The sequence below is a fragment of the Novosphingobium sp. UBA1939 genome, assembly GCF_002336885.1.
Taxonomy (GTDB): domain Bacteria; phylum Pseudomonadota; class Alphaproteobacteria; order Sphingomonadales; family Sphingomonadaceae; genus Novosphingobium.
The window spans coordinates 41,179-54,006 of the sequence record NZ_DDFB01000015.1; the positions used below are offsets into that span (position 1 = coordinate 41,179).

General features: G+C 66.4%; 7 protein-coding genes. 3 read left to right on the forward strand and 4 right to left on the reverse strand.

What is annotated here, in order from left to right; translation table 11 throughout:
• Positions 1-40 precede the first annotated feature (40 nt).
• Entirely contained in the window at positions 41-2,155 is a 2,115-nt protein-coding gene (locus tag B3547_RS02810) for a PQQ-dependent dehydrogenase, methanol/ethanol family (RefSeq protein ID WP_292959954.1), read from the forward strand.
• Positions 2,156-2,200: 45 nt separating this feature from the next.
• Here the strand turns inward: B3547_RS02810 and B3547_RS02815 are convergent, their stop codons facing one another.
• Positions 2,201-3,187 (reverse strand): AraC family transcriptional regulator, encoded by a 987-nt coding sequence (locus B3547_RS02815; protein ID WP_292959956.1) that lies wholly within the window; start codon positions 3,185-3,187, stop codon positions 2,201-2,203.
• Between the two features lie 272 nt (positions 3,188-3,459).
• On the opposite strand from B3547_RS02815, the gene B3547_RS02820 reads away from it, so the two are divergent.
• Together B3547_RS02820 and B3547_RS02825 are read left to right on the forward strand one after the other, a co-directional pair.
• The gene (locus tag B3547_RS02820; protein WP_292959957.1) at positions 3,460-5,013 is read left to right on the forward strand and encodes an aldehyde dehydrogenase family protein; all 1,554 of its coding nucleotides are present in this window, start codon (positions 3,460-3,462) and stop codon (positions 5,011-5,013) included.
• 578 nt (positions 5,014-5,591) lie between these two features.
• Positions 5,592-7,883 (forward strand): TonB-dependent receptor, encoded by a 2,292-nt coding sequence (locus B3547_RS02825; protein ID WP_292959958.1) that lies wholly within the window; start codon positions 5,592-5,594, stop codon positions 7,881-7,883.
• A 207-nt stretch (positions 7,884-8,090) separates the two neighbouring features.
• Here the strand turns inward: B3547_RS02825 and B3547_RS02830 are convergent, their stop codons facing one another.
• From B3547_RS02830 to B3547_RS02840, 3 genes are all read right to left on the reverse strand, one after another.
• Positions 8,091-9,278 carry an SO2930 family diheme c-type cytochrome gene (locus B3547_RS02830; RefSeq protein WP_292959959.1) on the reverse strand — a complete coding sequence of 396 codons (1,188 nt, stop codon included), beginning with the start codon at positions 9,276-9,278 and terminating at the stop codon, positions 8,091-8,093.
• Between the two features lie 11 nt (positions 9,279-9,289).
• Positions 9,290-10,534 carry a parallel beta-helix domain-containing protein gene (locus B3547_RS02835; protein ID WP_292959960.1) on the reverse strand — a complete coding sequence of 415 codons (1,245 nt, stop codon included), beginning with the start codon at positions 10,532-10,534 and terminating at the stop codon, positions 9,290-9,292.
• Positions 10,535-10,617: 83 nt separating this feature from the next.
• Positions 10,618-12,828: TonB-dependent receptor (locus B3547_RS02840; protein ID WP_292959961.1), on the reverse strand; the 2,211-nt coding region annotated here is incomplete at its 5' end.

The window sequence follows — 12,828 nt, forward strand, 5'->3', positions numbered from 1 at the left end:
CCGTGACCGGCCCCGTGCCCCTCCATATGGCGGAACCCGGATGAAGACCAAAGCGATCCTGCTGACCGCAATCTGCGTCAGCGCCACGGCCCTTGCCGCGCCAAAGCCGGCGCCGGTCAACGCCAACGCCCGCGCCAGCACCGAGACCGCCAGCGCAAATACGGACTGGGCCATGCACGGCCTCGATCCCGGCGAAACGCGGTTCAGCCCGCTGGCCGGCATCGACGCCGCCAACGTCGCCCGGTTGGGCGTAGCATGGAGCGCCGATTTCGACGCGCGATCGCTGCGCGGGGTGGAAGCGACGCCGATCGTGGTCGATGACGTGATGTACGTCAGCGGTCCGTGGAGCGTGGTCATGGCGCTCGACGCGCGCACCGGCCGCGTGCTGTGGCGCTACGATCCGCAAGTCGATGGCGCCACTGCCCGGCGCGGCTGCTGCGATGTGGTCAACCGGGGCGTCGCCTATGCCGACGGCAAGGTGTTCCTGGGCGCGTTCGACGGGCGGCTGATCGCGCTCGACGCAAAGACGGGGCGCGAGGCCTGGTCGGTCCAGACCACCGACCGCAACCAGAACTACACGATCACCGGCGCGCCGCGCATCGTGAAGAACCGCGTAATCATCGGCAACGGCGGCGCGGAATACGGCGTGCGCGGCTATGTCACGGCCTATGACGTGGCGACGGGCAAGCAGGCCTGGCGCTTCTACACCGTGCCCGGCGATCCGGCGAAGGGCTTCGAGAACAAGGCCATGGCTATGGCCGCCGACACCTGGGCGGGCGAATGGTGGAAGGTGGGCGGCGGCGGCACCGCGTGGGATTCGATGGCCTACGATCCCGAACTCGACCTGCTCTATATCGGCGTGGGCAACGGCGGGCCATGGGACCGCACGGTGCGCAGCGCCGGCAAGGGCGACAACCTGTTCGTCTCCTCGATCGTGGCGATCCGGCCGGAGACGGGCGAATACGTCTGGCATTTCCAGGAAGTGCCGGGCGACGAATGGGACTACACCGCCACGCAGCACATGATCCTGGCCGATCTCCAGATCGACGGGCAGCGGCGCAAGGTGCTGATGCAGGCGCCGAAGAACGGCTATTTCTATGTGCTGGACCGGGCGACGGGCCAGTTCATCTCGGGCACGCCCTATGTGCCGCTCAACTGGTCGAAGGGGCTGGACCCTCAGACTGGCCGCCCCGACATCGTGCCCGCTGCGCGCTATGCCGAAAGCGGCGCGCCGTGGCTGGGCCTGCCCTCGCCCGCCGGGGGGCACAGCTGGCAGCCGATGAGCTATGATCCGTCGCGCCGTCTGGTGTTCCTGCCCACGGCCGAAATGCCCTATGGCTATGTTTCGGCCAAGCCCGGAAGCTTTGCCTACGATCCGCGCGGATGGAACACCGGGCAGGACCCGGCCGCCTCCTCGATGCCCGAAGACCCCAAGGTGCGCGCGCAGATCCGCGCGATGATGAAAGGCGCGCTGGTGGCGTGGGACCCGGTCGCCGGGCGGCGGGTGTGGTCCGTGCCGATGCCGCTGCCGTGGAACGGCGGCGTGCTCTCGACCGCGGGCGGGCTGGTGTTCCAGGGCAACGGCACGGGCGAATTCGCCGCCTATGCCGCCGACAGCGGCCGCAAGCTGTGGTCCGTGAACCTGGGCAGCGGCATCGTCGCCGCGCCCGTCACTTACCGCATCAGGGGCGTGCAATACGTCTCCGTCGCGGTCGGCTGGGGCGGCATTCTGCCGCTCAACATGGGCGAGGCGCTGAAGGACGCGGTCGGCCCGCGCGTGAACCGCATCGTCACTTTCCGGCTCGACGGCAAGGCGCCCTATGCGCTGCCGCCGGTCGATCCGAAGGTGCTGCCGCCGCTGCCCGCCAGCGCCGGCGATCCCCGGCAGGTCGACGAAGGCCGCACGCTGTTCCACGTGCGCTGCTGGATGTGCCATGGGGATACGGCGGTGAACCACGGCGGCGTGCCCAACCTGCGCTATTCGCAGGCGATCACCGATCCGCAGATGTTCGCCGCCTTCGTGCTGCAGGGCGTGGCCGAACCGCAGGGAATGCCCAACTTCGCGAAGGACCTCACCGCCGCGCAGGCCGAAGCGATCCGCGCCTATGTGGTGAAGCGCGCGCTGGACCTGAAGGCCGATCCCGACGCGCCGTGACGCAGGCGGGCGCCGGGAAAGAGGCCCGGCGCTGCCGGCCGCCCCCTATCCCCGCTTGCGCAGGGTTTCCGAGGGAAGGCAGCCGTACTGCTGGCGATAGTACTGCGCGTAGCGGCCGAAGTTGACGATGCCGCATTCGAGCATCAGCTCGGTCACGCTGGCGCCGCCATCGCTTTCCATCAGCGCGCTGTGCAGCTTTTCCAGGCGGTGGCGGCGGACATATTCCAGCGGCGTGACACCCAGGAAATGGCGGAAGCCGCTTTGCAGCGAGCGCACCGAAACGCCGACTTGCGCGGCCAGCGCGGCAATCGAGATCGTCTCCTCCACCGAATCGTGGATGATCTCGCGCGCGCGGCGGACGTGGCGGGGCGAGATGTCGTTGCCGTGCAGCGCGATCTGTTCGGAATAGCTGTTGCAGTAATTGCCGAGCAGCACTTCGGCGAGCAGCATCCCGTACTGGCGTTGCAGCCGCTTGTTGCCCATCGTGATCGGGCAAAGCTGCAACTGCCCGCAAATGTGGGTCAGCATCCCGCGCCACACCAGCGGCAGTTCGCGCGTGCCTTCGCGCCCCGGATAGAATTCCAGCCGGCGCTGGACCGGGATGTGGAGTTGCTGGCCGAGATAATCGGTGCAGATCGACGCGGGCATCCGCACCGCCAGATGGCGGCAATTGCCCGTCATGTGGACCTTGAGCGGCGTGCCGGGCGAGGACACCATCAGTTCGTCGGGCCGCAGCTGGTAGCGGTTGCCATCGGCCCACATCACGGTTTCGCCATCGAGCGCGAGATGGACCAGGAAGTGATCGTCCTCCAGCTGCGCCTCGACATCGACCTCGGTGCCGTACTGGAGATCGACGAACTGGATCGCGCCGAGTTCCATGCTGTAGATGCGCGCGTCGATCGGCTCCGCCCGGCCGCAATCGAAGCGGTGGCGCGAAAGGCGCTTCGACAGGTGTTCGTGGACCACGTCCGCCCGATCCGAATGGAAGGACTGAACACCGGCGACATTCGACTGGGCAAGGACGGCTAGCATGTGGCGGCTCCCTGAGCGTGACGGTTTGCCCGCCGTGTGTTCTCGCTTGCACTGTTACCCGGCTCACGCGGCCTGATCGGGTGCCGATCATGAGAACCGCGTAGCCGAGTCCTCATCCGATGCAGGACACTGAAAGCAGCGTCTCCTGTCAAGAGGCGTGCGCCTTCCTTTTGCCGGATCGGCACGCGGCCTGCGCAAAGTGGATAGCGCGGGCGCGAACGCGCCTCCTACGATTGCGGTCCGACAGCACCATCCACGAAAAGGCCCCTGACATGAGCGACACGCTGGACATCGCAAGCCCCGCCGGCGCGAGCCCTTCCGCCACCGTCGGGTCCGGCGCGCAGGCCGCCAGCGCCGCGACGCAGGCCTTCCTCGCCCACCGGCACGGCCTGTGGATCGATGGCGCGCAAGTACCGGCCGCCAGTGGCGAACGGCGTACCGTGATCGACCCGGCGACCGGCGCGCCCATCGCCGAAGTGGCCGAAGGCAGTGCACCCGACATCGACCGGGCGGTGGCTGCCGCCCGCGCGGCGTTCGACACCGGCCCGTGGCGCGCGCTGCGCCCGGTGGAGCGCGAACGCCTGCTGCTGCGCCTGGCCGACCTGATTGAGCGCGACGCCGATCTGCTGGCCGAACTGGAAGTGCTGGACAACGGCAAGATCCTGCCCATGGCGCGCCATGGCGATCTGGTGCTTGCCATGGATTCGCTGCGCTACATGGCCGGGTGGGCGACCAAGATCGAAGGCACCACCATCGCGCCCTCGTTCCATTACGTGCCGGGCCTCAGCTTCACCTCGCACACCATCCGCCAGCCGGTGGGCGTGGTGGGGCAGATCATCCCGTGGAATTTCCCGCTGGTCATGGCGATCTGGAAGATCGCGCCGGCGCTGGCGGCGGGCTGCACCGTGATTCTCAAGCCGGCCGAGGACACGCCGCTGTCCGCGCTCTATCTGGGCGGGTTGATCGCCGAAGCCGGGTTCCCGGCCGGCGTGGTCAACATCGTGACGGGCGGCGCGGCGGCGGGCATCGCGCTGGTCGAACATCGCCACGTCGACAAGATCGCCTTCACCGGATCGACCGAGGTCGGGCAGGACATCCAGCGCCGCGCTGCCGCCACGATGAAGCGCCTGAGCCTGGAACTGGGCGGCAAGAGCCCGGTGGTGGTACTGGGCGATTGCCCGGTGCCGATGGCCGTGGAAGGCGCGGCCGGCGCGATCTTCTTCAACCACGGGCAGGTCTGCACCGCCGGTTCGCGGCTGCTGGTCCACCGCAGCATCTATGCCGAGGTGATCGACGGTCTGGCGGCGGTTGCCAACGGCATGGTGCTGGGCGCGGGGCTCGATCCCGCCAGCCAGATGGGGCCGCTGGTTTCGGCCAAGCAGCGCGCCCGCGTGGACAGCTTCGTGCAAGGCGCGCTGGCGCAGGGCGCGCGGCTGGTGGCGGGCGGCGAGGCTCCCGCCGGCCCGGGCTTCTTCTATCGCCCCACCGTCTTTGCCGACGGTACGCCCGAGATGACGCTGTGCCGCGAGGAAGTGTTCGGCCCGGTGCTGGTGGCCATGCCGTTCGACAGCGAAGAGGAAGCGCTGGCGCTCGCCAACGATACCCGCTTCGGCCTGGGCGCCAGCGTGTGGACGCAGAACCTGGGCGCGGCCAACCGTTTCGCGCTGGGGCTGAAGGCGGGCAATGTCTGGGTCAACGCGCACAACCTGCTTGATCCGGCGGTGCCGTTCGGCGGCCACCGGATGTCCGGCTATGGTCGCGAACTCGCGCACGCGCCGCTCGAACTCTACACCGAGGCGAAGTCGGTGACGGTCACCCTGCTCTAGGGTCAGGACCCATTACTGGCGCGATCGAGGTTTGAGGCAAAATGGCCCGGCGCAAGGAGGAGGGGCGCAGGAATATGTCGATATTTCAAGTCTCTCCGACGCCGCGCTGGGCCATTTTGGTCAAATCCCTGCGGGACGTCCAAATGGCTTCCATCTCGAACCGAAAGACGCTTGCAAAGGCAACCAGCCTTCGCAACGCGCCTTTCGGCCCGATATGTTCGCCATTTGGACGCCTCGACCGCGCCAGTAATGGGTCCTGACCCTAGGCGCCTCCCCCCCTTTTGACGCTTCGCCCCCCGGAGAAGCCGCCGCGCCCTCACGCGGCGGCTTTTGCGCATGCGAAGCGTGCGAGGCAATACACTCCCTGTTTTGCCGAATCCTTATTCGCAAACGCAACACCGCCTTGCCGAACGCGCACATTGGCTGCGGATTGCGAATTGCCGCTGCCCGGCGAAATCCGGAAGTTCCCCGCCATGACGGCCGGCACAGAACCGGACGCAGAAGTTCGCAGGCCCTGCCACGCAACTTTCCAATGAGGGATCACAATGACACGGGGAAATCACCGATACATCGGCCGCATGTTCACGGCCGGACTGCTGGCCGCAACCACGCTCTCCTGCGGCGGCATCGCCCATGCCGAGGAAACCACGCCCGGCGCCTCGGCCAGCACCGGCCTTGAGGAAATCACCGTCACCGCGCGCAAGCGCAAGGAATCGCTGCAGGAAACGCCGATCGCGATTTCCGCCTTCTCCGGCAACGCGCTGGAACAGCGGCAGGTCAGCTCGGTAACCGGGCTGGACCGGGTGGTGCCCAACCTTGTGGTTAGCGAGACGGCACCGGTCGGCGGCAGCAGCGCCGCCGCCTCGTTCTTCATCCGCGGCATCGGCCAGACGGACTTCAACCAGAACACCGAACCGGGCGTGGGCATCTATGTCGACGGCGTGTACATCGCGCGTTCGGTCGGATCGGCGCTGCAACTGGTGGACCTCGAAAACCTGGAAGTGCTGCGCGGGCCGCAAGGCACGCTGTTCGGCCGCAACACCATCGGCGGCGCGATCAACATCACCACCAAGAAGCCCGGCACGGAACTGGGCGGCACCGCTTCCGTCACCGGCGGATCGGATCACCTGCTCCAGTTCAAGGCGACGCTCGACGCGCCGATCACCGACCGCATCCTGACCAAGCTGACCGTGTTTTCGCGCAACCGCGATGGCTATGTCACGCGCACGAGCGACGGCGTCGATCTGGGCAATGACAACAAGTTCGCCATTCGCGGCGACATCCGCCTGCTGCCGACCGACACGCTGACCATCGACGCCTCGATCGAACGGATGCGCGAACGCGAACACGGCGCACCGCTGCAACTGATCGCCGCCTATGCCGACGCGCCCTTCGCGCAATACAACAACCTGGCGCTAAACGGCGCGGTCTGCGCCACCACGCCCACGGCCGCCCAGTGCTATGGCTCGCAATGGATTGCGCCGGCCGGCAAGGATTACGGCACCGGCCGCGTCATCTCCAACATCGACGTGCTGGGCGTGAACGTGACCGCCAACTGGAAGGCGCCCGAACCGATCCTGGGCAGCGAGATCGCGGTCAAATCGATCACCGCGTGGCGCAAGCTGGATTCGATCTTCGGCGCCGATCACGATCACAGCCCGGTGCTGATCGACGATACGTTCAACGATTATTCGCAGCGCCAGTTCTCGCAGGAGCTCCAGGTCACCGGCTCATCCAAGCTGCTCAACTGGGCAGCGGGCGTCTATTACTTCCGCGAAAGCGGCACCGATGCCAACACCGTGGACTTCTCGATCGGCAGTCTGCTGAGCGGGGGCGCGATCCGCAACCGCAGCCTGGCCTTCTATGGACAGGCGACGCTGAACATCACGCAAGCCCTGTCTATCACCGGCGGCATCCGCCATACCGACGAAGACAAGCTGTTCCTGCCCAACCAGGTCTATCTGACCGACTTCGTCGCCAGCCCCACGCAGATTCTGCCGGCGGGCACCCCGCAAGTGCTGCCGGGGGCAACGGGCAAGCTGAAAGTCAACGAAACCAACTTCCTCGCCAATATCTCGTACAAGTTCACGCGCGATATCATGGCCTATTTCAACTATTCGGACGGCTTCAAATCGGGCGGCTTCACCCAGCGCCTGGCCGGCCCGCCGTTCATCTCGCCCCCCTCGTTCTCGCCGGAATACGTCAAGGTCTACGAGGCCGGCATCAAGAGCGAACTGTTCGACCGCCGCGTGCGCCTGAACCTTGCCGCGTTCCAGACCGACTACAAGGACATCCAGCTCAACGTCCTCTCGCCCGGCCTGCCCAACCCGTTCACGATGAACGCCGCAAAGGCGCGCATCCGCGGGTTCGAGGGCGAGTTGAACACGCGGATCGGCGGCGGCTGGGCGTTCAACGCCTCGGTGGGCTATCTCGACGCGAAGTATCTCGCGGCCAGCGGCGGCATCATCCTGCACACCGTGGCGGGGGACATTCCGGTCGGCACCGGCCTCGTCAACGTCAACAGCAAGTTCGTGAACGCGCCGAAATGGACGGCTTCGGTGGGCCTTGCCTACACTGCCGAAACCGCCATCGGAAAGTTCTCGCCGCGCGTGGACTGGTCCTATCGCAGCGACGTGCTCCTCGATGCGCTCAACACCCCGCTGCTCCACCAGCCCGGCTATGGCCTGTGGAACGGCACCGTGAGCTATACCGACACGGCGGAAAACTGGACCGTCAGCGTGGGCGCGAAGAACATCTTCAACAAGCGCTTCCTCGTCGCCGGCTATGCCGACGTGGGCGCTTCGGGCTTCGTCGAAGGCGTCTACAACCGGGGCCGGGAATGGCAGATCGAGGTGCGCCGCAAGTTCTGATCTTTGCTCGGTGTTGGGAAGGCGTGGGCTAGCGCCCTTCCCCACCGATCACCGCACCACCCTTGCCCCGTCTCCTTGTGGAGGCGGGGCTTTTTTCACGGCGACCCTATCGCTATGGAAAGCCCACCCCGCTGCGACTAACGCCGCCTGCGGCGGCGCAAGTCTCGCGCCCCTCCCGCTTGCGGGAGGAGTTGGGGGTGGGAAGGCTTATTGCTCCGAGGCCAGCCGGCACTGGCCTTCCATCCGCTCGATCCAGCTGCGCACCAGCGCGATGCCCTCGGCATGGACGAGGCTGCGGCCGATTTCCGGCATCATCGTGCCCGGCACGTTCGAGCGCAGGCGATAGAGCAGGATCGACTTTTCCGGCTCGCCCGGCGCCACGTCGAACGGCAGGCCGCCGCCACCGTGCCCGCCGGCCACGATCTGCTTGCACACCCCGATCCGGCGCGGGCTGGCCCAGTCGGCGCCGTGTTCGTGCCCCTGATCGAACCACAGGCCGGTGGTGCGCGCGGCGCCGACGGGCGAATGGCAGTGGCTGCAATTGATGTCGAGGTAACTGCGCGCGCGCGCATCGACGGGCAGGCGCTCGTCATGCCAGTCGACGTTGCGTGGCGCCGAAGCGGCGGCCGGCGCGCCGGTCAGGTAGCCCAGCCGCTGCAGCCGCGTGAGCTGGTTGATCGTGCCGAACTTGCCCGGAAAATCGCGGTTGAGATGCCGCGCCTTGATCCCGATCGGCTCGATGTGGTTGATCTCCCCGGCGGTGAAATTGGGCGCGTGGCAATTGGCGCAATCGTTGGCGTTGGGCACGACATAGACGAAGTCCTTGCGCTCCGCGCCGTCCACCATCGTCAGCGGGATCGCATCGCCCACGCGTTCCAGCGTGGCATCGCGCTGGTCCTCGTCCCAGACATAGGGCAGCGCCACCCAGCCGCCCGCGCGATGGACCAGCAGGCGCGTTTCCATCAGGCGTACATGCGCGAGCCGCAAGCCGCCCACGCCATCCTGATAGTCGCTGGCGCGCGCCTTGAGCACGTCCGCGCCTTCGCCCGTGTGATCGGCCGGCGCGACGGGATAGTAGAACGTCTTGGCGATGACCGTGCCAACCGGCAGGTCGAACGCGCGATCGGGATTGTAGGCCGCCTTCTGCCCGTTCGGAATGAACAGCACCCGCCATTTCAGTGCGTAGTCGGTGAACAGCGGCGTAGCGAGTTCGTAGGTCACGCCGGACGGCGCGGCGGCCAGCCGGTCGCCCGCGCGCTGGATCAGCTTCCATTGCGAGAGCTTCGCCGGGAAATCCTCCCGCGATCCCGCCGCGCTGGAATGGTGCGTCAGCACCGCGAAGCCGAGAACGGAAGCGACCAGCGACCACAACGCGAACCGCAGGAACTTGGACACCGGACGACTCCTTAGCGGATGACGACAGGCGGCTGGCGCTTGAAGCCGTCGCAGCTCTTGCCGTCGATCACCGCGAACTTGCCGGGGCTCTTAGGATCGAGCCGGATCAGCTTGTCCGGCCCGGACGCGAGGCAGATGCCGTTGTCGTCCGCGAGGGCACGGGTATAGCCGTCCCACACCACGTTGGTGCTCTGGCCCGCCGCGCGGATCACCGGCGCGGCCGGGAAGCGATCGGCATCGGGCGCGTTGCCGCCGCCCGAAATACGGTTGCCAGCGATCAGCACCCGGTCCGGATAGGGATCGTGCTCGCCGGGCGCGCCAGCCTCGATCTTGTAGTCGGTCGAGAAATCGCTGGCGATGGCGATGCCCATGGTATCGTTGTTGCGGATGTCGTTGTCGAAGATCTCGACATCGTCGTTGGCCAGCACGATCATGCCGGTGCCCTTGGGCACGATGCTGACCGCGGTGCCCTTCGCCGCGAAGTTCGGGGTGTTGTTCGCTTCCGACACGTTGTTGTGAATGCGCGTGCTGTGGCCCGGCTTGGGCAGGTTGGGCATGTTGAACACGAGGATGCCACCGGTGTTGCGGGTGGCGACGTTCTCGTAAACGTCGGCGTGCGTCGAGTTCTCGATCTCGATCCCGGCGACGTTCAGTTCCGCCCGGTTGCGGCGCACGATGATGTTGTCCGACTGCCCGACATAGATGCCGGCGTCGGACGAGCCGAACACTTCGCTGTCCTCGATCAGCACGTCGGTGCAACCCACGGGATAGATGCCATAGGCGCCGTGGGTGCTGTTGTCGGGATCGGTCCAGCGCACGCGCACGTTGCGGAAGGTGACGCCCTTGGTGCCGTTGATCTTGATCCCGTCACCCTTGGTGTCCTGCACGGTCAAGTCGCTGACGACGAACTGGTTGCCGGTGACCAGCAGGCCGACGGGGCCGGCGACCATGCCGGCGAAGGACAGCACGGTCTGATCCTTGCCCGCGCCCTTGATGGTCACGCCCGAGGCGGTCAGCCCCAGGCCGCGCGACAGGCGGTACTTGCCGGCGGGAATGGTGATCACGTCCCCGGCCTTGGCATCGAGAATTTGCTCCTGCAGGTGCTTCTCGAACGCGCGGTCGGTGACGAAGCCATCGGCATCGGCCTGCGGGGCAGCCGCCCAGGCCGGCCCGGCCAGCCCCAGCGATCCCACACCCGCCACCATCAGCGCGCTGCCCAGCAGCGCCGCGCGGCCGCGCATAAATCCTGCCTTCATCGTTCTCTCCTCGCTTGCTGCGATCCCGTGTGCGCGGCCGGCGACGCTTTTTGCCGGCCGCAGTATTCCTCAATACGTGTTCATTAATACTTGAGCGTCACGCTGCCGCCGAAGAAGCGCGGCGGCGAAATCCGCGTGTAGGGCGTGCCGAACGTGGTAGTGGTGATGTTGTTGATGCCGTTCATGTACTGCTTGTTGAACAGGTTCTCGACCCAGAAGGCCACGGTCACCCGTTCGTTGGCGCTCTTGCCGCCGATGCGGGCGTTGACCAGATCGCGCGAGGACCGCAGCGTGCCCAGCTTCGTCCAGTCGACCCCGCCCAGCACCGTATCGAGCGCATCGTCATAAGGCGTCCGCGCGTTGGTGCGGGCGCGCGAGCGGTGGCTCCAGTTGAAATCGGCGAAGAGCTTGCCGAAGCTCACCGGCGCGGTCGCATGCACGCCGAACGTGCTGCTGAGGCGCGGCTCGCCGGTGGGCTGCCCGTTGAGGTTGAGATTGATCGGCCCGCTGAAGGTCTGCACCTGCTCGATGCGGCTCGCCCAGGTGGAATCGATCCACGACAGGGTGCCGGTCAGGCTGAGGTAATCGTTGATCTTCAGCGCCGTATCGAGATCGAAGCCATAGGCTTTCGAACTGCCGGTGGTGGTGACGTACTGCGGGATGGTGCTGCCGTTCTGCACCAGCGAGATCGACTGGCGATCGTTGTAGCGGAAATAATAGCCGGTCAGGTTGAAGCGCAGCCGCCGGTCGAAGAATTCCGACTTCACGCCGGCTTCGAAGTTCCACACCGTTTCCGGACGGAAATAGCTGTTGATCGCCTGCGAGTTGAAGCCGCCGGCCTTGTACCCGCGCGAGGCGGAGACATAGGCCATCACGTCGGGGGTGAACTTGTAGCTGACCACGAACCGCGGCGAGACATCGTTGAAGCTGGCCTTGCGCGTGAACGGCACGTTCTGCAGCGCGCCTTCGTTGAAGATCAGGTTGCCCGTCGGGTAGATCGGCGCGCCGGCCAGGAACGGCTGGGCGGCGAGCGTTTGATAGACCTGCAGCACCGAATAGGTGGTCGCCGGATCGAACAGCGGCGGCAGGCCGAGCTGGTCGAAGCCCGCGTTGAACACCGCGCCCGGCAACTGGATCGCCGAAAGGCCCGGCGACTGCACGCTGGGCGCGAACCAGGTGAAGGTCTTGCGATCGTTGGTATAGCGCAGGCCGAAGCGCAGGCTCCACTTGTCGGTCACGTCCCAGGTCACGTCGCCGAACGCCGCGAACGACTTGTTGCGCGCGGTGTTGGTCATGTCCTCGCGCCAGGTGTTGCCGAACACCGGCAGGCCGGCGCCGGCAAACGCGCTGAACAGGGGCAGCCCGCCGCTGGAGAGCGCGAAATCGATCGAATCGACCAGCGCCGTCACCGCGCTGGTCTGGTGGCCGACCTCGTTGAAATAGCTGCCACCCAGCAGCCAGTGCAGCTTTTCGCCATCGTGCGAAAGGCGCAGCTCCTGATAGAAGCTCTTGTTGCTCTCGATATTGTCGGTGTCGAGATAGCGCGTGGGATCGTTGGTGCCGTCCTCGTCCTCGCGGTTCGAGGTGGAGAACCGGCGGTACGAACTGATGCTGGTCAGCTTCAGCCCATCGGTGATGTCGCGGTTGATGGTCAGCGCATAGCCGTTGAGCAGGCGCGTTTCGCGCGCGCCGCCGACCACGTCGTTGGTGAACGGCCCGAACGGATCGCGCGACAGCGCCGCCTGGCTGATGCCGATCGCCACGGGGCCATCGTTGCGCGTTTCGTCATGGTCCCACGCGAAGACGATGTCGGTGGCACTGTCGGGCGTCCAGCGGGCGGAAATGCGGCCCGAGGTGGTGTGGATGAAGCCCCGGCCCTTGCCGGTGACGGCATCGTGCAGCCAGCCATCGCGCCGGTTGATCAGCACGTCGCCGCGCACCTGCAGGTTGTGCGTCAGCGGCACGTTGATCATCGCCTCGATACGCTTCGAGCCGTAGTTGCCGAAATCGAAATTGGCGGTGGTGGTGAAGCGGTCTTCGGGCTTCTTGGTGACGATCGAGATCGCGCCGGCCGAGGTATTGCGCCCGAAGATCGTGCCCTGCGGCCCCTTCAGCACTTCCACGCGCTCGATATCGTTGAAGAAGATCAGCGCCGAGCCCGTCCGCGCGGTGTAGATGCCATCGACGAACACCGCGACGGCGGGTTCGGTGCCGATGCCGAAATCATCGGTCGCCACGCCGCGAATGGTGAAGCGCGGCTGCGTGACCGAGCTGGAGGGTTCGAAAAACTCTGG

What these genes read in the sequence shown, in the direction of transcription:
- B3547_RS02810 (WP_292959954.1), top strand. Translation starts at nt 41, where the DNA reads ATGAAGACCAAAGCGATCCTGCTGACCGCAATCTGCGTCAGCGCCACG.
- B3547_RS02815 (WP_292959956.1), bottom strand. Translation starts at nt 3,187, where the DNA reads ATGCTAGCCGTCCTTGCCCAGTCGAATGTCGCCGGTGTTCAGTCCTTC.
- B3547_RS02820 (WP_292959957.1), top strand. Translation starts at nt 3,460, where the DNA reads ATGAGCGACACGCTGGACATCGCAAGCCCCGCCGGCGCGAGCCCTTCC.
- B3547_RS02825 (WP_292959958.1), top strand. Translation starts at nt 5,592, where the DNA reads ATGTTCACGGCCGGACTGCTGGCCGCAACCACGCTCTCCTGCGGCGGC.
- B3547_RS02835 (WP_292959960.1), bottom strand. Translation starts at nt 10,534, where the DNA reads ATGAAGGCAGGATTTATGCGCGGCCGCGCGGCGCTGCTGGGCAGCGCG.